The sequence below is a fragment of the Neobacillus mesonae genome, from assembly GCF_001636315.1.
GTDB classification, from domain to species: domain Bacteria; phylum Bacillota; class Bacilli; order Bacillales; family Cytobacillaceae; genus Neobacillus; species Neobacillus mesonae.
The window spans coordinates 409,563-432,537 of sequence record NZ_KV440949.1 but is presented as its reverse complement, the minus strand read 5'-3'; the positions used below and the strand labels follow the sequence as shown (position 1 = coordinate 432,537).

Genomic DNA, 22,975 nt, shown 5'->3' with positions numbered 1-22,975 from the left:
GAGTGAAAACTTGTCTACTTTTTATAACTTTCATTTTCATAGGACAAATTGCGTATGATTGATCCATAAAAAAGGTGTTGAAAATAATAACAATAGGTAAAATTTCTTTGTTTTTCCTGTCGAAACGTTTATAGTAAAAACAGGAATAAAAAATAGGTGGTTTTCTTATTGGGGATTAAAAAAGAAAAAATTCTAAAAGGAATAAAATTTATATTTCCGTTGTTTTTATTGATTTTTGCGATTACTGAAATAAGGAAATTTACCAGTGATTTAAATGGGGAACTGCTTAAAAATGAATTACAACAGCTAAATGTCTGGGTATTATTAATCATTATCATTATTACATTCGCAGCCGTTTTGCCAATGATTTTGTATGATATAATCCTGGTTAGAATTCTGGGTATAAAAGTTCCGAAAAGGGAACTATTAGAGCAGTCATTCATTGCGAACTCTTTTTCTAATTTAATCGGCTTTGGCGGATTAATTGGAGCCATGTTAAGAACTTATTTCTTTCATAAGCTGGAGAACGACAAACGAAGACTGCTAAGTATCATTGCCTCGGTATCCTTATTTTATTTAACAGGGATTTCCGTTTTGGCATGGATTGTGACGATCCGCTATCGGGATTTCCCATTATTTCTCGATGTGAAATGGTTATATTTTGCCGTTTTAGCCGTCGGTTTATATCTTCCTATCTTTATCATTATCCAAATGATCAATGCTAAAAAGAATAATCAGGCCTTGATTTCAAAAAATGACGGTATCAAGCTGATTGCGGTTTCCATTGTTGAATGGTTTGCGGTGTTTATTGCCATTTACATTTTAAGCAAAATTCTCGGGATTGGCATTTCATTTGAACAGTTATTTCCTGTCTATATTGTGTCTGCCTGTGCGGGCATCATAAGCATGATTCCCGGGGGGCTCGGTTCGTTTGACCTTGTTTTCATTTGGGGGATGCAGGATATCCATGTTCCTGAGGAGAAGGTTTTGGTACTCCTTTTACTCTACCGTCTTGGATATTACTTTATTCCGTTTATTGTCAGCCTAGTGTTTTTTGTGAAGCTGTATTGGGAAAAGTGGAATAAGTCGTGGAATGATATCCCAATGGCCATTGTTCAGGGGCTAAGCCATATTGTTTTGACCCTACTTGTGTTTTCGTCGGGACTTATTTTACTTTTATCGGCAAGTGTACCGGGAATCATGTCGAGGCTGAGAATTGCACAGGAGCTTTTGGCTTTGCCGGTCATAAATGTTTCCCACCAGCTTTCTGTAGCAGCCGGTTTTTTATTGCTGGGTTTATCACGCGGAATTGAATATAGTGTGAAACGGGCATATGATTTAACGATGTTCGCTTTAATCTTAGCAGCATTATTTTCAATTTTTAAAGGAATCGATTATGAAGAAGCGATTTTTTTAATAATAGTTGCCCTTATTTTAAGAATGTCAAAGGGGCAATTTTATCGAGAAAGCTATGTCCTTACATGGGGGAAAACGATTTTTGATGTATCAGTTATTCTAATCATTTCATTCATGTACCTGCTGATTGGTTATTTGAATCTTCCGAGCGCAAAACTGGCCATGCCGGAAAAATTATTGCCCTACGTAATTGTTGATTCTCATGATTTATTTATGAGCGCATTTATTGGTTTGATCATTGCTTTTATGATTATTTCTGCTGGTTATTTAATCAGCTTGCCAAAAAAGTGGAAGTTTGAGACGTCGATTCATCAGGAATCAGAAATACTTCAGCACTTTCAAAAGTATAAAGGCAAGGCATTATCACACTTAATCCTGCTGCACGATAAATATATTTTTTGGAACAGCAAAAGGAATATTCTGATGGCATTTCAGCCATATGCTGATAAATTAGTCATTCTTGGTGAACCGGTTGGTGAAAAAAGCGAGGTATCAAATGCAATTGCGGAATTTCAAGAAATTGCCGATTTATATGGTTACACACCTGTATTCTATCAAGTTGGTGAAAAAATGCTGCCGCTGCTTCATAACCATGGCTTTGCTTTCTTTAAGCTTGGAGAAGAAGCGTTTGTCGATTTAAAAACCTTTTCGCTTTCTGGAATAAAAATGAAAGGCTTACGGGCCATTCAAAATAAATTCAGTCGTGAAAAGTATGTATTTGAGCTGCTGGAACCGCCATTTTCAGACGAGCTCCTTCAAGAATTGTGGGAGATTTCGACCGACTGGCTTCAAGGCAGGAAAGAGCAAGGGTTTTCATTGGGGTATTTTGATGAAGACTATTTGAATAAGGCGCCGATTGCCATTATTAGAAATAAAGACTCGCAAATTCTTGGTTTTGTCAGCATTATGTATGTTTACGACGAGCAAACCATTTCGGTTGATTTAATGCGCTTTAAACCTGATGCGCCTGCTGGAACTGTTGATTGTCTATTCTTATCGTTAATTGATTGGGCTAAAAAGAATGGATATGACCGCTTTAATATGGGGATGGCTCCATTAGCAAATGTAGGGTTAACGAAATTCTCCTTCTTAAGCGAGAAAATTGCCGCCCAAATTTTTTTACATGGTCATTTAATTTACCACTTTCAAGGCTTAAAGAATTTTAAAGAAAAATATACAAACATCTGGGAAGCGAAATATTTAGCATATCGTAAAAAATCCTCATTACCAATTATCATGGCGCAAATATCGCTATTGATCTCACGGAAAAAAGACTGATAAAAACGGCTGGGAATTTCCTTGCCGTTTTTTTGTAACTTTTTATGGAAAAACTATTTTTTTCTGACAGCAATCTGATACAATTAGTTAGGATAATAGAACTATATAAGGGTGTTGGTTTTGAAAAAAATTGCGGTCATACTATCTCTTTTTCTTCTTACTTTTTCAAGTTATACTACAGTATTTGCCAAAACAGATTCGAAATTGGCCTTAAAAAGCGAGTCGGCTGTACTATTGGATTCAGAGACAAATTCGGTACTTTACAGTAAAGAAGCTGATAAAAAAATGTATCCTGCCAGTCTGACAAAAATCGCTACTGCCATCTACGCCATTGAAAATGGCAATTTGGACAGTATTGCAACGATAAGCGCAAATGCTGTTAGGCAGGACGGCACTAGAGTTTATTTAGTTGAAGGGGAAAAAATGCCGTTAAAACAGTTGGTTCAAGGCATGCTGATCAACTCTGGGAATGATGCCGCTGTCGCGATCGCCGAACAAATGGATGGAAGTGTTGAGCAATTTGCGAATCATCTAAATGATTATTTAAAAACTACAGTCGGCGTTCAGCACACACATTTTACAAATCCAAGTGGTTTATTTGATAAGAACCATTATACAACGGCTAAGGATATGGCGTTAATGACCAACTATGCGATGAAAAATCCAATATTCGCCGAGATCTTTGGGACAAAAAAGCTTCATTGGAAAGGAAAGTCGTGGGAGACGAATCTTCTTTCCCATCATAAGATGCTGATTGGCGAACTGCCATATTCAGGTATTACGGGCGGTAAAACAGGATATACAACAGAATCAAGGCAGACATTGTCTACTACAGCAGATAATGGGAAAATCAAGTTAACCGCAGTTGTGTTAAAATCCGATATGAAACGCGATAAGTATGATGATACAGCATTATTGTTTGACTACGGATTTAAATCTTTTAAAAATAGCTCAATCAAACAAGGAGAACTGTTTAAAAGTGGAGAAAGGGAATTTTTCCCAGAGCATGATCTTCTTGTAACAGAGGACGTTTTAGGAAGTACAAAGGAAATCAGTGATAAGGGAATTCTCTCTATCAAAAATCATCAAGGGAAAATTTTGCAGGCGGTGCAGTTAAAGCTTGTAGAGCCGGAGCCAGTGCCTGTACCGGAAAAAAATACTGAATCGAAAGAAAAAGAGCATTCGGGCAATCAAATGAATGTATTTTACGGTCTAATCATGATGGCATTAGCCGCAGTTGTTGTTGGCACTGTTAAGAAATTTTCGGCAAATAGCTGATTTAATTAAAATAGGCATTGGAAAGGAGGCATTTTCAATGCCTATTTTTTTATGCTGGAAATGGTCATTTACGAAATGTGATATAAAAAATGGCGTAAATTATCTCATTCATCAGTATGATGTAGTAATAAGGAAAGTACGTTCATGTTTATTCATAGATTGTAAAGAGGGGGGGGGGAGCTGGATGGATATGGAGAAAATAAAGCAGTGGATGGAAGTCGCTAAAGGTATGCAAGGAGGTGACTTCTGGGGGAATTTATTTGACCAGGATTTTGCCAAACAATTTATGAATGAAGAACAGATGAAAGGCCCCTCTGCAGGAAATCATCAGCAAGCCTCCCGGGAAGCCAGCGTTGAAAAGACATTCCCGACCATTGATTTATTAGAAGGGGATGAGGAGGTTGTTGTTATAATCGAATTGCCGGGGGTCTTAAAGGAGAATGTTGAATTGGGATTAAGTAATAATATCTTAACTGTAAAAGGTAAGGCATTGTCCCTCCATCCCCATTTGAAGATCAGCTATTCCGAGAGGTTTTATGGGGAATTTCAGCGCCAAATTACGTTGCCAGATACGATAAATCCCAGTGATATAAGCGCCAAGTTTTGGAACGGGGTTCTAATTGTACGTTATCCTAGAGTGACGGAAAAGGGCGAAATTATTCCCATCGAATGAATAACAATATTTCCTTTTGTACATGTTCATTTAATTTCCCCATATATATGGAATAAGGGAATGAAAAGGGGAGCGTTCGGAGATTATGTCTATCAAAAATTTTTTTATCCTATTTCGTAAAAGTGAACATGAAAAAGAATTGAGAAAAAAACTTTCCTTAATGGAATTAAATATCAAAGAGCTTGAGACAGCACTTCATGCCCTTCAGAATCAAAAAATGGCCAATCAGGGGACAAAAACAAATGAACCTCCCATAATTATCGAGAAAATAAATATTGAAAAAATTATTTTGGACAAATATGAACTTAATAATAATTTTGGTCAATTGGGAATTAAAGAGCTAAAGGGAAAATTAAATATTGGAGCTACATATGGCGGCGAATTTACACCAATGACGAAGAATGAAGAGGAGGAAGAACTAAAGAAAGAGAAAGAGAATGAGAAAGCAGAAAAAACGGAGTCTGAACACGAAAGGGGACCAAAAATAAACATTAAAGCCAAGAAAGAAAAATAAAAAAGACTAAAGAAATCCTTTAGTCTTTGAAAAAAAGTTTATTGAAGTCTACTTTCTACTTCACGGCAAACCTCATCTGCGGACATACCGTTTGCATCAATAACCGGAGCTTTAGATACTGTATCCTGCATACCCATTACATTGGAATCCAGTCCGGTTACAACACAGCAATCAACATTCCGTGCATCTGATTCCTGCTTTAATTCCACCACATCATAACCCTTTTCACGTAAAGCCTGCTGAACATTTGTAAGCGATTGTTCTACTCCAATCTTTGCCATACAAAACACCTCCTCTGACATTATGTTGCCTAAGATTCACGGAAATATGCAGGTATAATGAGTTCCATTCTATCAAAAGCTAAGGCAGGAGGTGTTTCGATTGGGTAAACGAAGCAAACGTAAAGCTGATCCATCCACAATTGGACTTGGCTCACCGCAAGTTGAAGGGCAAGGAACTACCAATATGGAAACGGGTACAAGAGAAGAATCTTCCTCAAGAAGAAAACAAAAAAGATATTAGCCTAAATGAACAAGGGCACCAAAGGATTGGTGCCCCCGAGATTATTATTTATACATTTCCGCAACTTGCTGTTGGATATCGGTGTTATCCAAATATTCATCATAGGTCATTTGTTTATCAATAAGACCATTTGGTGTGATTTCAAAGATGCGATTCGCAATCGTTTGAATAAATTGATGGTCATGGGAAGCAAACAGCATGGAACCTTTAAAGTTAATCAAACCATTATTTAAGGCGGTAATGGATTCCAGGTCTAAATGGTTAGTCGGCTCGTCAAGGACCAGTACATTTGCACCGCTAAGCATCATCTTTGACAACATGCATCGGACTTTTTCTCCCCCGGAGAGAACGCTGGCTTTCTTTAACACTTCCTCACCGGAAAACAGCATTCTGCCTAGAAAACCACGCAAGAAGCTTTCGCTTTGGTCATTTGGTGAAAATTGCCGCAGCCAATCAACAAGATTTAGTTCGCTGCCTTCGAAATATTCGGAGTTATCCTTTGGAAAATAGGCTTGGGAGGTTGTAATTCCCCATTTAAAGCTGCCGCTGTCAGGCTCCATTTCACCCATTAGAATTTTAAATAGGGTAGTTTTCGCAATTTCATTGGTTCCAACAAGAGCAATTTTATCGCCTTTATTCATGAAAAAGCTAATGTTATTAAGAACTTTTACGCCATCAATGGTTTTCGTTAATCCTTCAACCCGTAATAAATCATTTCCGATTTCACGCTCTGGGGTGAAACCTACATACGGATAGCGGCGCGATGACGGTTTAATATCATCAAGATTAATCTTATCTAAAAGCTTTTTCCTAGATGTTGCCTGTTTTGATTTTGACGCATTAGCACTGAACCGGGCAATAAAGTTTTGCAGTTCCTTGATCTTTTCTTCTTTTTTCTTGTTGGCATCCTGTGCCATCCTTAATGCAAGCTGACTTGATTCGTACCAGAAATCATAGTTTCCGACATAGATTTGAATTTTTCCAAAATCCAAGTCAGCAATATGGGTACATACTTTATTAAGGAAATGACGGTCATGGGAAACGACAATTACTGTATTTTCAAAGTTGATCAAAAACTCTTCCAGCCATTGAATGGCCTTAATATCCAAATGGTTGGTAGGTTCGTCCAGCAACAGGACATCCGGTTTGCCAAACAGTGCTTGGGCGAGCAATACCTTTACTTTTTCAGAACCAGTTAATTCTTCCATTGTTTTGTAATGAAGTTCCTCTTCAATACCAAGCCCTTTTAACAAAATGGCTGCTTCTGATTCAGCTTCCCAGCCGTTCAACTCGGCAAATTCCCCTTCAAGCTCCGCCGCTTTCATGCCATCTTCATCAGTGAAATCTTCCTTCATATAAATGGCATCTTTTTCCTGCATGACTTGGTATAGTCTTGTATGTCCCATAATCACAGTTTTTAAGACTTCAAATTCTTCATATTCAAAATGGTTCTGTTTTAAAACAGCCATTCGTTCATTTGGATTGAGTTGAACCGTTCCTGTCTGCGGTTCAATATCTCCGGATAAAATTTTTATAAAAGTTGATTTACCGGCACCATTTGCACCGATTAGACCATAGCAGTTTCCGGGCGTAAATTTAATATTGACATCTTCGAAAAGCTTTCGATCTCCATATCTTAAACTAATATTACTTACGGTAATCATGTAAAATATCCTCCAAAAAACATATTGCTTATCATTATACCATTAATAGGGGGGAAGAGCGAATATTTCACAAGAGGTGCGTAGGAATAAAAATTTCCAAAAAAATTTTCAGGATTTCATACTTTATTCATATTTTTGTTGTAGAATTAGGGTAAGCAGGATTTAAAGAAGGTGAGAGTATGGCAAAAAAACAACTGGCCGAACTCGTTAACAAATTAAAAAAAGCAGGGATCAAAGCGAGTTTAACCAAACCAAAGTCTAATTACCTGTTATCTTTACAAGAGCTTAGAAAATATCCTTCATCCGTGAATTAAATGAGAGAATAGGTATAAAAAGCGATTAATCCTAGAGACTAACCGCTTTTTTTATTTTATTCAATTTTATCAATAATCTTGTTGTATACATCTTGTTGATTAAAGTCATTCCCCATTGGAAACTTAGCGACAAACCGGTTGTTCTTATCTACTAAATAAGTAAATGTGGTATGCACGAATTGGCCGTTGCCAGGATCCTTAAATTGAAATTGCAGGGTGTCTGTAATTTCTTTTAGCTTCTTTTGCTCAGCCCTTATATTTTCTTTTTTGCCGGTCAAAAACACCCAATGATTTTCATTTTCAATCCCAAATCCCTTCATATAACGGGATAAAACTTCAGGGGTGTCACGGTAAGGGTCAATTGTAATTGTAATAAATTCAATCTTCTTTCCAAATACCCCTTTTTTCTCAAGCTCGTTCTTTAAGCTGACCATCTTTTGCGTCGTTGTCGGGCATACATCCGGGCAATGAGTGTAAATAAATTCAATCAGCTTCAATTTCGTTTGATCTTTCCCGAATGTATATGAATCTCCATTTTGATTGATTAAGGTTATATTAGACGGTATAGCTGCGCTGGCATCCCGTATTAGAAAGAAAGAGATACCTGCGGCGATGCCAAGAAATAATGCCAGTCCGCAAATTAGATAAATCTTTTTCATAAATGAGTCCCTCCTACTAATAAGATAAAGAAGTTTCGTAAAAAATGATATGGATAAATTGTGAACATAATGTACTATTAAATATTTTGCTTTTGAAAAAGGCTGTCCATTAAGGGCAGCTTTTTTCTGTTCTAAGTACTGACAAGGAGTCATAAATTAGACACGATTTACCAGTTAAAATGGATTTTCGTGGTTTATCTGTCTTGTTTAAGGGTAAGTCTTATGGATAAGAGTTCCATTTAGCGCTTTCCCTATATATGTAAAAAAGGAGAAATGAAATGTCAGGACCGAGTTTAAAGAAGATAGATGCCCATTCATCCATCCATGAGGCTGCATTAAACGAAGCAAAAGAATTAAGAAACCTCTTAAAAAAGTGCATGGATGATGGGGAAATGACTAAGGCTGTACAGGTTGCAGAAATTACAATTGAGCATTGGGAATCAAGAACCTTAAAGCATGCAGAGTCGGAGGAAGAAGGGCTGTATAAAGACATAGCAGCTGAGCACCCTTCTTTAGAAAATCTTATTGCCCAGCTGACTCGTGACCATGATCTGATGCGGCGGATTGTTCAGAAAATAAAACAAGAGCTGGAAACGCAAACCGTCAATGAGCGTATGCTGACATTATTGGACTGCCTCGTCATCATTGATGAGTTTCATAATGAGGATGAAATGAATAAACTTCTAGCAAATAACGAAACATAAAAGAGGTAAAAATAGGGATTAGCAAGCAGGTGAGATGAAAATGGGTGAAAAGCTTAAATTAGAGGAAAAATTAATGAGATTTGCAGTGCCGGCTCTTTATAACAAAATGGTAGAAACGTTTTCAGCGGTAAACTTACATCCACATGATGTTCAAGGAACAGTAGTTAAGGATGAAAGCGGTTTTACGGTTACTTTACGGTTTGCGGCTGATTTTTCAACTTCCGCATCAACCCATATCAGTTTTGAACAGGCTGATCATCCGGACGATGAGGTAACCCGATTTCTTGAAGAAACGGCAAGGAAATGTAAGTCACAGTTAATATCAGACTATTATAAAATGATCAAACTTTAAAAGGAGCTGAGAAACCTTGTTTTCATTTGAATCAGATACCATGCTGGTGGATGATCGCGAAGATTTAATTGCTGTATTAAGGATGAGATTCGGAGATGTATCAGGCGAGCTGATTGAGCAAATTTATCAAATAGATGATATGAATACATTGCAGCGTCTAATTCTAGCCGCGGCAAATGCAGCAAATTTCAATGTCTTTAACCATGAATTACAAACAGAAGAAAATTCTTTTCGACTATTGGGTGAGAATTTCAACCCATTGAGGGATTTTCTGAAAGGGCGTGAGAGAGAAAATGGAGAAGAAAAAGAATAATCTGCTTCATTCGCTTCGGCATTTAGTACGCGGTGAGCGAATCAACGACGGCTGGACAGAAGAAAACCCACGCCCAAGGGATTGGGAATCCGTCTATCGAAACCGCTGGGCACATGATAAAGTGGTCCGTTCAACTCACGGGGTTAACTGTACGGGTTCATGCAGCTGGAAAATTCATGTGAAGGACGGCATTATCACTTGGGAGACACAGCAAACCGATTATCCCTCAACAGGGGATGACTTTCCTGAATATGAGCCACGAGGCTGCCCGCGCGGGGCAAGCTTTTCTTGGTATACATACAGTCCTACCCGGGTGAAGCATCCATATGTTCGCGGTGATCTTTATGCATTGTGGCAGGATGAGCTAAAGAACACAAACAACCCAGTGCAGGCTTGGGAGAATATAGTATCTGACCCGAAAAAGCGAGAACGATATGTAAAGGCGAGGGGCAAAGGTGGCTTCGTCCGTGGGACATGGAAAGAAATTTGTCAAATGATTGCGGCAGCCTCTATATATACCATAAAAAAGTATGGACCGGATCGGATTGCCGGTTTTAGTCCGATCCCTGCGATGTCAATGGTCAGCTATTCGGGCGGAACTAGATTTTTATCGTTAATCGGCGGTACGATTTTAAGCTTTTATGATTGGTATGCTGATCTGCCGCCAGCATCGCCGCAGGTTTGGGGTGACCAAACGGATGTGCCGGAAAGCGGCGATTGGTATAATTCGAAGTATTTTATTATTTGGGGTACTAATATTCCACAGACAAGAACCCCTGATGCGCACTTCATGGTGGAGTCGAGGTACAACGGCACCAAGGTTGTCGGAGTCAGTCCGGATTATGCTGAATATGAGAAATTTGCCGATATGTGGCTGCCGGCAAAGGCTGGAACTGATGGAGCGCTGGCAATGGCTATGACCCATGTCATTTTAAAAGAATTTTATGTGGACAAAGAGACACCTTATTTTATTGAGTATGTCAAAAAATATACAGATTTGCCGTATCTGATTATTTTAGATAAGAAAAATGGAAAATTTCGTTCTGATCGCTTCTTGCGGGCTTCTGATTTTTCTGACCAGCATTCGTTAGGTGAGTGGAAGACGATTGTCTGGGATGAAAATTCAAAAGGCCTTGTTATCCCTAATGGCAGTCAAGGATTTAGATGGGACGGGACCAGTCAGTGGAACTTGGATTTAACCGCAGCTGATGGATCTGAAATAAACCCGCTGCTAAGTTTCCTTGAGCTAAAAGATGATGTGGCAATGGTGGAATTTCCCTATTTTGCGAAAAAAGAGGGAGGAACCATTGAACGAGCTATTCCAATTAAATATTTTAAAAATAAATCAGGCGAGGAATTAGCGGTCACAACGGTATTTGACCTGATGTTAGCCCATACCGGGATCACAAGGGGCCTAAATGGCGAATATCCAGCTGATTATAATGACGCGGATAAGCCTTATACTCCGGCCTGGCAGGAAAGCATTACCGGTGTCAAAAAGGAACATGTGATCCAGGTTGCCAGGGAGTTTGCCGAAAACGCGGCGCTAACCAAGGGAAAATCAATGATTGCAATGGGCGGGGGGACAAACCACTGGTTCCATAGTGATCAAATTTATCGCTCAATTTTGAACCTTGTGTTGTTGACGGGATCACAAGGGGTAAATGGAGGCGGATGGGCCCATTATGTTGGGCAGGAGAAGGTCCGTCCGTTAGAAGGCTTTTCCCAAATTGCCTTTGCCAATGATTGGGTTAAAGCCCCAAGATTCATGAATGGAACGTCGTTTTTTTACTTTGCAACCGAACAATTTCGCTATGAATATGACTTTAATGACTCGCAAACCGACTGGGGCAGCCAATACGCAAAAATGCATCCAGCGGATTTTAATGCTTTGTCGGCACGTCTCGGCTGGCTTCCAAGTTTCCCGCAGCTGTCGCAAAATTCTTTAGATGTTCTGAAAGAAGCGCGTGCCAAACATAGCGATGATCAGGCTGTTACGGCATATATTGCAAAGCAGCTGACAGAAGGAAAGCTTGATTTTGCGATTGAGAATCCAAACGATCCGCGTAATTTCCCTCGTGTATTTTTTAACTGGCGTTCTAATTTGCTTGGTGATAGCGGGAAGGGTCATGAATATTTTGTAAAGCATTTAATTGGCGGAACAGACTCAGTATTGACAAATAGTGACAATTCATGGCAGCCGGAGAACGTAAATATTTCGGAAATACCTCCTGAAGGAAAAACCGATTTATTTGTGAGTATGGACTTCCGTATGACAAGCTCCGGTCTATTCTCTGACATCATATTACCGGCAGCAACTTGGTATGAGAAATTTGATATCTCTAGTACTGATCTTCATCCGTTTGTCCATCCATTTAATGCGGCTATCAGCCCTCCTTGGGAAACAAGAAGTGACTGGGATGCCTTTAGGGAAATAGCCAAAACGTTTTCAGAACTTGCGAAAGAGCATCTGCCGCCGCAGGAAGATTTGGTCATGTCGCCGCTTGCACATGACACGATTAATGAAATAGCCCAGCCATTCGGCAAAGTAATGGATTGGCGTAAAGGCGAGATTGAAGGGATACCTGGTAAAACGATGCCGAATTTTAATTTCGTTCACCGCGATTATCCGCATGTATATGATATGTGGATTACGGTCGGCCCCAATATTAAGAATGGCTATGGAACAAAAGGTGTTAGGATTCCGGGAGAAAAAGTATACAAGGAATTACTCGATCGCTTAGGGCCGTCAAAGCGTGAAGGAATTGGAAAAGGAATGCCGGATTTATATTCCGATAAAAAGGCGATTAATGCCATCCTGCTTATGTCCGGTGCGACAAACGGAAAACGGGCCGTAGAAGGCTGGAAGTCAATGGAGGAGAAGACCGGCAAGAAATTAGGACATATATCCGAAGGACGTGAAGAAGAGGATTATACGTTAGACGCCTTAACTGTACAGCCTCGTCAAGCCATTTCCACACCTGTTTGGAGCGGACTTGAAAACGACAATCGCCGCTATTCGCCATTTACAGTCAATAAGGAATTTCATATTCCTTGGCATACACTCACAGGAAGGCAAAGCTTTTATTTGGACCATGAGGTAATGCTTGATTATGGTGAAGGGCTTCCGTTATATATTCCGCCGATTAACAAAGGGCCTTTTATTAAAGGTGAATCAGAAATTGAAAATAGCGGGAAATCCATTACGTTAAGATATATGACACCACACCAAAAGTGGGGCATTCATACGATGTTCACTGATACAACCAATATGGTTCAGCTGTTCCGCGGCTGGCAGGTTGTCTGGATGAATGAAAAGGATGCAGCCTCCATCGGAATTAAGGATAATGATTGGATTGAGGTTTATAACCGAAATGGTGTAGTTACGGCTAGGGCCGTGCTGACATACCGGATGCCTCCTGGAGCGGTTTACATGCACCACGCTCAAGACCGGACAATGGGTGTTCCTGGAAACACGATTAATAAAGTCCGGGGCGGTACGCATAACAGCGTTACGAGAATCTATCCGAAAGCAACCCATATGATCGGCGGCTATTCACAATTAAGCTATGGGTTTAACTATTACGGACCAACCGGCAGCCAACGGGACACATTAGCGATTATACGGCCGATGAAGGAGGTTGATTGGCTTGAGAATTAAAGCACAAGTTGCCATGGTCATGCATCTAGATAAGTGTATCGGCTGTCATACCTGCTCTGTTACTTGTAAAAACGTATGGACGAACCGGCCGGGAATGGAATATGTCTGGTTTAATAACGTTGAAACCCGACCCGGTCCGGGATATCCAAAGGAATGGGAAAATACCGACCGCTACAAGGGCGGCTGGGTGCTGCGTAACGGTCAGCTGCATTTAAGGACAGGCGGACCAATAGCGAAGCTGGCTAATATTTTTTACAATCCAAACATGGCGGATCTTGATGATTTTTATGAGCCTTGGACATATGATTTTGAACATCTTCATAAGCGGGATAAGGGTGATAGCTTACCAGTTGCACGGCCAAAATCGATGATTACCGGAAAATATATGGATAAGCCGGAATGGGGTCCGAACTGGGATGATGATCTTGCAGGGGGCAGCGAAACTGTGCCAATGGATCCGAACGTCCGCAAGCTCCAGGAACATATTGCGATGGAGTATGAAAAGACATTTATGATGTATTTGCCGCGGATTTGCGAACATTGTTTAAACCCCTCCTGCGTTGCTTCCTGTCCATCAGGGGCTTTATATAAAAGGGATGAAGACGGGATTGTTCTGGTGGATCAGGATGCCTGCCGTGGCTGGCGTTTCTGTATGAACGGCTGTCCATATCACAAGGTGTACTATAATTGGAATACCCATAAAGCGGAGAAATGTAATTTTTGCTATCCAAGAACTGAAGCGGGACTGCCGACGATTTGTTCCGAAACCTGCGTGGGACGGATCCGGTATATTGGGGTTGTTTTATATGATGCGGACCGTGTAAAAGCGGCAGCTACTGTAGAAGATCCAAAGGACTTGTATGAGGCGCAGTTATCCGTGTTTTTAGATCCATTTGACCCAGAAGTTATTGAAAAGGCGCAGGAGCAAGGGATTAATTACAGCTGGATTCAAAGCGCACAAGAATCACCAATCTATAAAATGGCGATAAAGTGGAAAATCGCTCTTCCACTGCATCCAGAATATCGGACGCTGCCAATGGTATGGTATGTACCGCCGCTTAGTCCAATTATGAATCATATTACGAATGAACATGAACTAAGTGCTGAAGGCTATATTCCTGCCGTTGATCAAATGAGAATACCTATGGAGTATTTGGCTTCGATATTAGCAGCGGATGATACGAAAGTTATTCGAAGGGTTCTGTTGAAAATGGCCGCGATGCGCGTGCATATGCGTTCAAAGACTGTAGGAGGTTTGGACCAAACGAAATTGAATAAATTAATCCAAGAAGCGGAAACATCCGCCGAAGAGCTGGAAGATATGGCGAGATTGTTGGCCGTGGCGAAATACAATGAACGATTCGTGATTCCGACGGGCCGCCGCGAAATGAAGGATGATTTGCATTATAAGCAAGGAGCTTGCAGCATCGAAGACTTGGCACCGCCGGAAGGAATGGCAACATATCCATTTGGGAGAAGTGACGCACAATGAATAATGAAGCAAAAGTCATTTTAATCATCCTATCCCGGTTTTTAGATTACCCGGACCGACGCTTTTTTGAAGAACGGTCAGTCATCGAAGAGTTTATTCACGAAAATATATTATCTGCTGATGATCGGGAAACCATTGTAAAAGGGCTGAACCCACTTTATCAAATGCGCTTGGAAGATTTGCAGGAAATATATGTAGAAACCTTTGACTATAAAGAAATGACCAACCTTTATTTAACTGCCCATGAACTGGGTGACAGCAAAAAGCGGGGAATGGCGCTGATAAAACTGCAAAAACTGATTGTTGAAAGCGGCTTTGAATACGAAGGGAAGGAATTGGCTGATTATATTCCAATGTTGCTGGAGCTGTCAGCCTTTGCGCCAGAATCGGAAAATATAATCCGCCTTAAAAGCCGATTGGCCTATGCTATCCATCGGATTCAAACCGCCCTTCCTGAAAGCCATCCGTACTATCATGCGATCGCACTCTTAACGAAGTATGTCTTTAAAGCACCAGCAGCAGAAGAAATTGCCCTTTTTGAACACGAGCGCGAACAGGCTGATCAAGACGAGCTGCCATATCCACTGATGTATCAATAAGGGTGCCTGACACCAATGTATTAAAGGAGGTTGACGACTGCTTTGGAAGAACTTTTTTGGTGGATTATTTTCCCTTATATTTGCGGAACTATTTTAATTGTCGCTACCTTTTTTCGTTTTGTATTTCGAGGGAAGACTTGGACTGCTCCATCAACCGAAATATTCGGCAGGAAGTGGCTGCGGATAGCATCCGTTGTTTTCCATTATGGGATTATTTTTGCCTTTATCGGTCATGTTATGGGTGTGTTGATTCCAATAGAGGTGTATGAATCAATCGGAATCGATGAGCATACGTATCATTTCTTTGCTATTGCAGGCGGCGGAGTTGCCGGTTTGATGGTTGTATTTGGATTAATTGTGATGCTCATCCGTAAGCTTTCGCTGCCAAGAGTCCGTACCCATACCACATTTGGAGATTATTTTACCATTGTGCTGTTACTGCTTGTTGCAGGGCTGGGTACTTATATGACACTAATCTATAATACAACAGTTGTTTCATACGAATATCGCACAACCATTGGACCATGGTTTAGAAGTTTATTTACTTTTAACCCGCTTTCTAATCTCATGCTTGGTGTTCCAGTATTATTTAAAATTCATGTCATCCTTGCCTTTCTGCTATTTGCGGCAATCCCATTTACGAGACTTGTTCATATGTTTAGCTTCCCGCTAAGATATCCAACACGCGCTCCGCAGCAATACCGGGCAAGGGACGGTTATAATAAAAATAGCAGATAAGTCATAAAAAAGGAGGAATCACATCCTCCTCAGATTGTCGAGAAAGCTTATTTTTCTCGGCAATTTTTCATTTTGTGAAAACTAGAATACTAATTTTTTTATAAGATTCTCTATGCTAACGGGCCTGTTGATTTCCGCTCCGGGCACTCGCTTTCCGCGGGGAGGTCCTGGAGCCTCCTCGGCGCTAGGCGACTGTGGGGTCTCCAAAGACCTCTCTATCCCGCAGGAGTCGAGTGCCCTCCGCTCCAATCAATAGAGGGCAAATTAACCTGAAGATTTACAACACACCTTTTTCAACCTAGCTAAATGTGTTGCAATCTTTTTTAGATTTAGGCAGGCTGCAGTAAGGAGAGCCGTTCGAGTGCTTTCTTCAATCCCAATAACCGCAGTAGCGAAGCCCATGCAGCTCTTCTTCAGTCTGCAAAGCTTTGCTCAATTTTTTCCTTTATTTATAAAGCAGTTTGCCTGATTTAGATAAGAGTTGGATGATATCTTCAATGGGCAATTACTCCAAAAATTTTTCGATCAGAAAGTCTGTTTTTATTTCCCTTTCAAAAAAAGGGGGTTGTCTGGAACTAATTCATCAGTAGACACAAATTCATATTTATCGGGCTAAACTCTTTTGGTTTAAGCATTGATTGCACCACTTATTTTTATTATCTATGAGTTGAACGAAAGGTCTTTATTAAACACACTGTTGATTGGAGCGGAAGACGGCGAAGACTCCTCGAAAATGCTAACGCATTTTCTTCGTGCGTGGGCGGATTCGAGGATGTGATTCAGTGTCCTGCGGGAGTACGGGGCAGGGGAGACCCCGCAGGCGCATCAGCGCCGAGGAGGCTCCGGCACGCCCGCGGAAAGCGAAGCCGCCTGGAGCGGAGATCAACATACCTATTGAAAAGCCTATATATTTTTATGTTATAGAAAATTAATGCGATGAATTATTAAAGAACTCATATAAAATAAAAGGCTATCGAAAGTTTTTCGACAGCCTGGGAGGAATCACATCCTCCTTATTTTTTTTCTTTGTTCTCATATTGTTTGGCAAGCAGCTGTTTTACTTCATTGTAGCTAAGCCCAGACTGGCTGTTTAATCTTTTTACTTCTTCAATATCTGTACCAACGCTGCTAAAGCGCTTATTAGAAGACATAATCTTATACCCCTCCTTAATGAAAATAATTGAGCGACTTTTTGGACATACTAATAAAAAGGAGGCGGTTCCAATTTTTTACGGTAGACGGGCAAAAGACGAAGAAATGGAAACAATTCTAGAAGACACAGAAGTATACTCCTGTATTGGCGATTCATGTATTGGCTGGATGAGAAAAGATTTTGTGGCAGATGATTTGCTTTGTCCAATGTGCGGCAATGAAATGACTCAAGAGATTCGTGTTCTGCCTAAAATTTAATAGTTGTGTTAAAAGACTGTCAGATAAATTGGCTGAACAGTCTTTTTATTTTTTTTTGTGGGATTTTGCTTCAGATGAATCACTTTCCGCAGGCCTCCTTAATATCAAAGATTTTCGTTTTGCTGGCGGATTTCATCACCTGTAATAATGGTATTTGCCTCTTCAAGTTGTTTATGCTCATCCACTGAGTCACCGGGAATATTTTTTAAATTAGGATACGAATTACCGTTATTAAGCGTGATTTGTTGTTGTTTAGGGGCAGTTGTTAAGAAATCTTGTTTTCTTGCCATTCACTATCAGCTCCTTAACTTAAGGTTTTACCTGTGGGGATTTGTTTATGCCTGCCTGTTTCTATCGAAAAAGAAAATAATCTCCAGTTTTACTGGAGATTAAGTTTATTCACCTTTTTTTGATAAACAGCGGTCACATTCCATCATGTAGCATTCAGCCTGCTCCTCCATATGTTCCCCGCATTCAGGACATTCCTTCTTAGGTAAAGTACGGAAAAATTCAACTGGACTCATTAACATATTAATTCCCCCTCTTTATTAATACAGTATATTAATGGTTGTTTTGTTATAATACAGATGTGCCAAAAAAATTTACTTATTCTTCTCTTTTAGATAGACAGCGATCACATTCCATCATGTAGGACTCAGCTTGCTCCTCCATATGGTCTCCGCATTCAGGACATTCCTTCTTTGGCAAACTACGGAAAAATTCAAGTGGACTCATTAACATCTTTAACTCCTCCTTTATTAATACAGAATATTTATTTCGTCCTTGTTATAGTACAGTATAAACGAAAAAATTAAAAATGTGTAGACTTTTTTTGAAAAATTTTCTGTTTTTTTAAAAATAGGTCCTTTATCCGATAAACCGTTTAAAAAAATACTTTCCATCATTAAATGGCCCTTCCATAACGAAATACTTTACATTACAATCGTAATAGAAAAGATCTTGTTTTAGGGGGGATGCTGGTTAATGGATACATTATTTGAATCGTTTCATCCATTTTTCTTTATTATTGCCATTGGTTTAACAATCATGGCTTCATATACAGCATTGGATATGTTTATCTTAATTAAATCGTCGGGTCAAAATAAGCGGTTGTTGTTTTTGGGTGCAGCATTTTCAATGGGGATAGGGATCTGGGTAACTAATTTTATTGGGGTTATTGCAACAGATGCAATTCTGTTTGCTAATTATCATATATCCCTTACCATTTTATCAATTTTAATTGGAATATCCTTTTCCGGGATGGCGTTTATGCCTTTTTACGGAAGAATTGTGCGGTTTTATCATTTAATGATTGGCAGCTTTTTTTTAGCTTTGGCAGTGATTGCAATTCATATTATTGGAATTTATGCGATGAACGTTTCAATTCAATACAACGTAGTATTATTTATTTTTTCTAGTGTACTTATTTTTGCATCATTTTTATTTGCATTATGGATTCTTTTTTCCTCGGCTATTACTAAAGAAAACCTGCCATGGTTGAAACCGGCCAGCGCATTGATTATCTCGGGTACCATAGCGGAAGGGCATATCTTGTTGAAAAAAGCGATGGTCATTGTAACGGCAAATCATGAGGTTACCGGCACAATTACAGAAAGTCCTTTTTTTCTTTATTTGGTATTGATTGTATCAGTCCTTATCATGGGCGGCTTAATTGCCTCAAGTACATTAATCAGCAAACAGCTAGCAACCTCCGATACAAGCTTAAAAGATATTAAAGCCGCACTTGATGCTTCGGCTATTGTAGCGATTACAGACAGAAATGGTGTCATACTAGATATAAATGATAAATTTGAAGAGATCTCGAAATATAAGAAGGAAGAAATCATCGGAAAAACACATCGCATGTTAAATTCCGGCTACCATTCGAAAGAATTTTTTGAAAACCTTTGGAGCATGATTTCTTCGGGGAAAATCTGGCGCGGGGAAATTCGCAACAAAGCTAAGGATGGATCATTTTATTGGGTTGATACGACCATAGTTCCATTTTTAAATAAAAAAGGAAAACCTGTTCAATATATTGCTATTCGTTCAGATATTACCCAGCGAAAAAAAGCGGAGGAAGGTTTAATTGAGTCCATAAAGGAAGTAAAGGATATTACATTCGCTTTAAATCAGTCATCCATTGTAGCCATTACAGATGAAAAGGGTAAAATTACTTCAGTAAATGAAAAGTTCTGTGATATCTCTGGGTACCACGAAGAAGAATTGCTGGGTGAGGACCATCGGATCTTGAATTCCGGATATCATTCAAAAGAATTCTTCAAGGAACTGTGGCGGACGATTGGGCAGGGTGACGTGTGGTATGGTGAAATATGTAACCGCGCTAAAGATGGCTCTAATTATTGGGTTGATACAACCATTGTGCCGTTTCTAAATAGTAATGGCAAACCGTATCAATATCTCTCCATTCGGACGGATATTACCGAACGGAAGAGAACAGAAGAAGTATTACACCGCCAAGATAAATTAGCGGCGGTAGGGCAGCTGGCGGCAGGAGTTGCTCATGAAATTCGCAATCCATTGACATCGATGAGAGGGTATGCAGAATTTTTGCAGCTCGATGAAAAGGACCCGGAACGACAGGAATTCTTAAATATTATTCTTGATGAAATAGAACGGGTAAACACTATTGTTGAGGATTTTATGGTTTTAGCCAAACCAAAGGCGGTTGAACTGGAAGAAAAGAATGTTGTCCCAGTTATTAAAAATGTTGTGTCCCTGCTTGAATTTGAGGCGAGGAAAAAGAATGTCCGCCTGCATTTTGACTGCAGCCAAGAAATAATCCAAATTGAATGCGATGAAAATCGTTTGAAACAGGTGTTTTTAAACTTTATTAAAAATGGAATTGAAGCTATGCCGAATGGCGGAGATCTATTTGTTAAAACAACTGTCCTTGAAAAGAATGTGCAAATATCTATTCAGGATTCCGGTGTCGGTATTCCGAAGGATAAATTAAATAAGTTGGGAGAGCCGTTTTTCACTACGAAAAAGCGTGGTAATGGCTTAGGGCTGATGATGAGCTTTAAAATAATCGAAAGCCATAATGGCAAAGTATTTGTAGAAAGTGAATTAAATAAAGGTACGACATTTAACATTCTATTACCGGCAAAAACAGCCTAAAAACGGGAGAACGATTCTCCCGTTTTTTAATTTTTAAAAAATAGACAAAATTTTATACAAAAAAGGTAAAGACATTCATCAAAAATAGATTAAAATTATAATATAGATAGTAATGTTGAAATAAGGGAGGTAATATTGTGGGAGAACCGAACTATGTAAAAACAATCTGCGGTTATTGCGGAACAGGGTGTGGTTTAGTCCTTGAAGTCAAAGACAACAAAATCGTTAAAATCCGCGGCGACAAAGAAGCACCAGTGAACAAAGGACAAACATGTGTAAAAGGCGCATTTGCCTATGAATACGTTCATGCCAAAAATAGACTTTCGTCCCCGCTTATAAAAAAAGCGGGCAAGCTGGTCGAAGTAACGTGGGAAGAGGCCTATCAATTTATTGCCAGCAAACTGTCAGAAATTAAAACCGTCTGGGGTCCGAATGCAATCAGCTTGTTCGCCTGTGCGAGAAGTACAAATGAATCCAATTTTGTGACGCAAAAATTTATGAGAACGGTTATCGGCAGCAATAATATTGACGGCTGTAACCGAACGTGACACGCTCCTAGCGTTGCCGGTCTGGCAACAGTTTTTGGAAGCGGTTTCCCTACCAACACACTTGAAGATTTTGAACGCGCAGATGTCCTGCTGTTAATGGGCTCCAATACAACTGAGGCCCATCCAATCATCGCCAATCGGATGAAAAAAGCGGTCAAGGCGGGCCTTAAGATTATTGTTATCGATCCGCGAAAAATTGATATGGTGAAGGTTTCCCACCGCCACCTGCAAATCAAAGTCGGAACTGATATTGCCCTTATCAATGCCTTTATTCGAGTCATTTTGACTGAAGGATTATACAATGAGAGATTCATTAATGAAATGACAGTCGATGTTGAAAAACTGAAAAAACAGGTGGAACCATTTACACCGGAATATGCCGCAGAAATCACCGGTGTACCCGCCGAGGATATTGTGGCAACTGCAAGAGAGTATGCCGGATCGAACGGTTCAATGGTCGCTTATACATTGGGTATTACTGAACATCATTGTGGGGTTAACAATGTGTTCGACATTGCTAATTTAGCTTTGTTAACAGGCAATATTGGCAAACCAGGAACAGGCATCATGCCGCTCCGAGGCCAGAATAATGTTCAAGGCGCCGGGGATATGGGCTGTTTGCCGAATCAATTAACAGGGGCAATGAGTTTAGCCAATGATGAGTTTCGGGCCCGCTATGAAAAAGAATGGAAGGTTACACTTAATCCGATTGCAGGTGATACACAGACAAGAACATTTGACAGGATTGAAATGGGTGATTTGAAAGCGCTGTATATTATTGGTGAAAATCCGCTTCTTGCTGATGTCGATATGAATCATACAAAGACATTATTTGAAAAACTGGACTTATTAGTCGTGCAAGATATTTTCATGACTGAAACTGCAAAGATGGCGGATGTGGTTCTCCCGGCTCGCTCATGGGGAGAGGTGGATGGAACTTACACCAATACAGACCGGCGTATCCAGCGGGTCCGAAAGGCAGTGGAACCCCATCCAAATACGAAGGAGGATTGGGAAATCCTTTGTGAGCTTGCGGACATAATGGGGTATCCGATGCGGTATAAAGATAGTGAAGAAATCTGGAACGAAGTAAGAAGGCTTGCTTGGGAGATGTATGGCGGTATTTCATATGAACGTCTTGATCAGGAATACAGTATTCATTATCCTTGCCCAGACGAAAATCATCCAGGAACGTTCGTCATGCATGAACGTTTTCATCAGGAAGCTGAAACAAAGAAGGCACCGTTTGTACCTGTCGACTATACACCACCGATGGAGCTTCCTGATGAGGAATATCCGTTCACGCTGACAACTGGAAGACGTTATGAAACGTATAATACCCATACACAGACGCGACATTATGCGTCCGGTGTGAAGCTTAAGCAAACGGAAGAAACCGTAGATATCCATCCAGAGGATGCCCAGCTGCTCGGAATAACGGATGGAGAAGTTGTTCAAGTTCGTTCTAGAAGAGGGGAACTGCAGGTAAAGGCGAAAGTAACCGAACAAGTGGTACCAGGACTTGTCTTTATGAGCTTTCACTGGCACGAAACCCCAACCAATGTATTAACCTTAAATGAATACGACCCAATCTCCGGGACCGCCGAATACAAAGCATGCGCCGTAACGATTGAAAAAATAGTAAACTAAAAATAAAGAGGACGCAGTAATTGACTGCGTCCTCTTTATGTAGGGCTGT

General features: G+C 40.1%; 23 protein-coding genes. 16 read left to right on the top strand and 7 right to left on the bottom strand.

The window, feature by feature from the left end; translation table 11 throughout:
- Positions 1-168: 168 nt before the first annotated feature.
- The 4 genes from mprF (at position 169) to A6749_RS02020 (ending at position 5,159) form a co-directional block, all read left to right on the top strand.
- Positions 169-2,694: a bifunctional lysylphosphatidylglycerol flippase/synthetase MprF gene (gene mprF, locus A6749_RS02035; RefSeq protein ID WP_066384433.1), complete on the top strand. Its 2,526-nt coding sequence runs from the start codon at positions 169-171 to the stop codon at positions 2,692-2,694.
- A 111-nt stretch (positions 2,695-2,805) separates the two neighbouring features.
- A complete protein-coding gene (locus A6749_RS02030) occupies positions 2,806-3,972 on the top strand; it encodes a D-alanyl-D-alanine carboxypeptidase family protein (protein ID WP_084797609.1) in 1,167 nt (388 codons plus the stop codon).
- A 184-nt stretch (positions 3,973-4,156) separates the two neighbouring features.
- The gene (locus A6749_RS02025; RefSeq protein WP_066400656.1) at positions 4,157-4,645 is read left to right on the top strand and encodes an Hsp20/alpha crystallin family protein; all 489 of its coding nucleotides are present in this window, start codon (positions 4,157-4,159) and stop codon (positions 4,643-4,645) included.
- A gap of 85 nt (positions 4,646-4,730) precedes the next feature.
- Positions 4,731-5,159, top strand: coding sequence for a hypothetical protein (locus A6749_RS02020; protein WP_066384423.1), 429 nt, complete (start codon positions 4,731-4,733; stop codon positions 5,157-5,159).
- Between the two features lie 38 nt (positions 5,160-5,197).
- On the opposite strand, the gene A6749_RS02015 is transcribed toward A6749_RS02020, so the two are convergent.
- Positions 5,198-5,440: a YkuS family protein gene (locus A6749_RS02015; RefSeq protein WP_066384419.1), complete on the bottom strand. Its 243-nt coding sequence runs from the start codon at positions 5,438-5,440 to the stop codon at positions 5,198-5,200.
- Between the two features lie 100 nt (positions 5,441-5,540).
- Here A6749_RS02015 and A6749_RS27485 point away from each other — a divergent pair, with 100 nt between their 5' ends.
- Complete coding sequence (locus tag A6749_RS27485; protein WP_084797608.1) at positions 5,541-5,681, top strand: YuzL family protein; 141 nt, start codon at positions 5,541-5,543, stop codon at positions 5,679-5,681.
- A gap of 44 nt (positions 5,682-5,725) precedes the next feature.
- Here the strand turns inward: A6749_RS27485 and A6749_RS02010 are convergent, their stop codons facing one another.
- On the bottom strand, positions 5,726-7,345 hold the full coding sequence (locus A6749_RS02010; protein ID WP_066384417.1) for an ABC-F family ATP-binding cassette domain-containing protein: 1,620 nt from the start codon (positions 7,343-7,345) through the stop codon (positions 5,726-5,728).
- 179 nt (positions 7,346-7,524) lie between these two features.
- Here A6749_RS02010 and A6749_RS29120 point away from each other — a divergent pair, with 179 nt between their 5' ends.
- On the top strand, positions 7,525-7,659 hold the full coding sequence (locus A6749_RS29120) for a hypothetical protein (RefSeq protein WP_269085675.1): 135 nt from the start codon (positions 7,525-7,527) through the stop codon (positions 7,657-7,659).
- Between the two features lie 56 nt (positions 7,660-7,715).
- On the opposite strand, the gene A6749_RS02005 is transcribed toward A6749_RS29120, so the two are convergent.
- Positions 7,716-8,318 carry an SCO family protein gene (locus tag A6749_RS02005; RefSeq protein WP_066384415.1) on the bottom strand — a complete coding sequence of 201 codons (603 nt, stop codon included), beginning with the start codon at positions 8,316-8,318 and terminating at the stop codon, positions 7,716-7,718.
- A gap of 278 nt (positions 8,319-8,596) precedes the next feature.
- Here A6749_RS02005 and A6749_RS02000 point away from each other — a divergent pair, with 278 nt between their 5' ends.
- Genes A6749_RS02000 through narI form a run of 7 tightly spaced genes read left to right on the top strand, consistent with a single transcriptional unit; the run spans position 8,597 to position 16,177 of the window.
- Positions 8,597-9,022, top strand: coding sequence for a hemerythrin domain-containing protein (locus tag A6749_RS02000; RefSeq protein WP_066384412.1), 426 nt, complete (start codon positions 8,597-8,599; stop codon positions 9,020-9,022).
- A gap of 40 nt (positions 9,023-9,062) precedes the next feature.
- Positions 9,063-9,374, top strand: a complete 312-nt coding sequence (locus tag A6749_RS01995) for a hypothetical protein (protein ID WP_236719617.1) — start codon at positions 9,063-9,065, stop codon at positions 9,372-9,374.
- A gap of 16 nt (positions 9,375-9,390) precedes the next feature.
- Positions 9,391-9,687, top strand: a complete 297-nt coding sequence (locus A6749_RS01990; protein WP_066384406.1) for a hypothetical protein — start codon at positions 9,391-9,393, stop codon at positions 9,685-9,687.
- Positions 9,668-13,348, top strand: a complete 3,681-nt coding sequence (locus tag A6749_RS01985; protein ID WP_066384403.1) for a nitrate reductase subunit alpha — start codon at positions 9,668-9,670, stop codon at positions 13,346-13,348. Before A6749_RS01990 ends, A6749_RS01985 begins: the two co-directional genes overlap by 20 nt.
- Entirely contained in the window at positions 13,338-14,840 is a 1,503-nt protein-coding gene (gene narH, locus A6749_RS01980) for a nitrate reductase subunit beta (RefSeq protein WP_066384401.1), read from the top strand. The genes A6749_RS01985 and narH overlap by 11 nt, the downstream gene beginning before the upstream one ends.
- On the top strand, positions 14,837-15,439 hold the full coding sequence (gene narJ / locus A6749_RS01975) for a nitrate reductase molybdenum cofactor assembly chaperone (protein WP_066384387.1): 603 nt from the start codon (positions 14,837-14,839) through the stop codon (positions 15,437-15,439). The genes narH and narJ overlap by 4 nt, the downstream gene beginning before the upstream one ends.
- A 42-nt stretch (positions 15,440-15,481) precedes the next feature.
- Entirely contained in the window at positions 15,482-16,177 is a 696-nt protein-coding gene (gene narI / locus A6749_RS01970) for a respiratory nitrate reductase subunit gamma (protein ID WP_066384384.1), read from the top strand.
- A 1,013-nt stretch (positions 16,178-17,190) separates the two neighbouring features.
- Here narI and A6749_RS28540 read toward each other — a convergent pair.
- A complete protein-coding gene (locus A6749_RS28540; RefSeq protein WP_164745676.1) occupies positions 17,191-17,328 on the bottom strand; it encodes a hypothetical protein in 138 nt (45 codons plus the stop codon).
- Positions 17,329-17,434: 106 nt separating this feature from the next.
- Here A6749_RS28540 and A6749_RS01965 point away from each other — a divergent pair, with 106 nt between their 5' ends.
- Entirely contained in the window at positions 17,435-17,587 is a 153-nt protein-coding gene (locus tag A6749_RS01965) for a cold-inducible protein YdjO-related protein (RefSeq protein WP_236719616.1), read from the top strand.
- Positions 17,588-17,691: 104 nt separating this feature from the next.
- Here A6749_RS01965 and A6749_RS01960 read toward each other — a convergent pair whose 3' ends face one another.
- The 3 genes from A6749_RS01960 to yhfH (A6749_RS27470) form a co-directional block, all read right to left on the bottom strand.
- A complete protein-coding gene (locus A6749_RS01960; protein WP_066384376.1) occupies positions 17,692-17,877 on the bottom strand; it encodes a hypothetical protein in 186 nt (61 codons plus the stop codon).
- A gap of 105 nt (positions 17,878-17,982) precedes the next feature.
- Positions 17,983-18,117: a protein YhfH gene (gene yhfH, locus A6749_RS27475; RefSeq protein WP_084797607.1), complete on the bottom strand. Its 135-nt coding sequence runs from the start codon at positions 18,115-18,117 to the stop codon at positions 17,983-17,985.
- Between the two features lie 76 nt (positions 18,118-18,193).
- A complete protein-coding gene (yhfH, locus tag A6749_RS27470; protein WP_084797606.1) occupies positions 18,194-18,328 on the bottom strand; it encodes a protein YhfH in 135 nt (44 codons plus the stop codon).
- Positions 18,329-18,571: 243 nt separating this feature from the next.
- Here yhfH (A6749_RS27470) and A6749_RS01955 point away from each other — a divergent pair, with 243 nt between their 5' ends.
- On the top strand, positions 18,572-20,728 hold the full coding sequence (locus A6749_RS01955; RefSeq protein ID WP_066384372.1) for a PAS domain S-box protein: 2,157 nt from the start codon (positions 18,572-18,574) through the stop codon (positions 20,726-20,728).
- Positions 20,729-20,865: 137 nt separating this feature from the next.
- On the top strand, positions 20,866-22,926 hold the full coding sequence (gene fdhF, locus A6749_RS01945) for a formate dehydrogenase subunit alpha (RefSeq protein ID WP_236719615.1): 2,061 nt from the start codon (positions 20,866-20,868) through the stop codon (positions 22,924-22,926).
- The last annotated feature ends 49 nt before the right edge of the window (positions 22,927-22,975 follow it).

Coding starts and splice junctions, on each gene's coding strand:
- A6749_RS02025 (WP_066400656.1), top strand. CDS start 4,157: ATGGATATGGAGAAAATAAAGCAGTGGATGGAAGTCGCTAAAGGTATG.
- A6749_RS02020 (WP_066384423.1), top strand. CDS start 4,731: ATGTCTATCAAAAATTTTTTTATCCTATTTCGTAAAAGTGAACATGAA.
- A6749_RS02015 (WP_066384419.1), bottom strand. CDS start 5,440: ATGGCAAAGATTGGAGTAGAACAATCGCTTACAAATGTTCAGCAGGCT.
- A6749_RS02010 (WP_066384417.1), bottom strand. CDS start 7,345: ATGATTACCGTAAGTAATATTAGTTTAAGATATGGAGATCGAAAGCTT.
- A6749_RS29120 (WP_269085675.1), top strand. CDS start 7,525: ATGGCAAAAAAACAACTGGCCGAACTCGTTAACAAATTAAAAAAAGCA.
- A6749_RS02005 (WP_066384415.1), bottom strand. CDS start 8,318: ATGAAAAAGATTTATCTAATTTGCGGACTGGCATTATTTCTTGGCATC.
- A6749_RS02000 (WP_066384412.1), top strand. CDS start 8,597: ATGTCAGGACCGAGTTTAAAGAAGATAGATGCCCATTCATCCATCCAT.
- A6749_RS01995 (WP_236719617.1), top strand. CDS start 9,063: ATGGGTGAAAAGCTTAAATTAGAGGAAAAATTAATGAGATTTGCAGTG.
- A6749_RS01985 (WP_066384403.1), top strand. CDS start 9,668: ATGGAGAAGAAAAAGAATAATCTGCTTCATTCGCTTCGGCATTTAGTA.
- narJ (WP_066384387.1), top strand. CDS start 14,837: ATGAATAATGAAGCAAAAGTCATTTTAATCATCCTATCCCGGTTTTTA.
- A6749_RS28540 (WP_164745676.1), bottom strand. CDS start 17,328: ATGTCTTCTAATAAGCGCTTTAGCAGCGTTGGTACAGATATTGAAGAA.
- A6749_RS01965 (WP_236719616.1), top strand. CDS start 17,435: ATGGAAACAATTCTAGAAGACACAGAAGTATACTCCTGTATTGGCGAT.
- A6749_RS01960 (WP_066384376.1), bottom strand. CDS start 17,877: ATGGCAAGAAAACAAGATTTCTTAACAACTGCCCCTAAACAACAACAA.
- yhfH (WP_084797607.1), bottom strand. CDS start 18,117: ATGTTAATGAGTCCAGTTGAATTTTTCCGTACTTTACCTAAGAAGGAA.
- yhfH (WP_084797606.1), bottom strand. CDS start 18,328: ATGTTAATGAGTCCACTTGAATTTTTCCGTAGTTTGCCAAAGAAGGAA.
- A6749_RS01955 (WP_066384372.1), top strand. CDS start 18,572: ATGGATACATTATTTGAATCGTTTCATCCATTTTTCTTTATTATTGCC.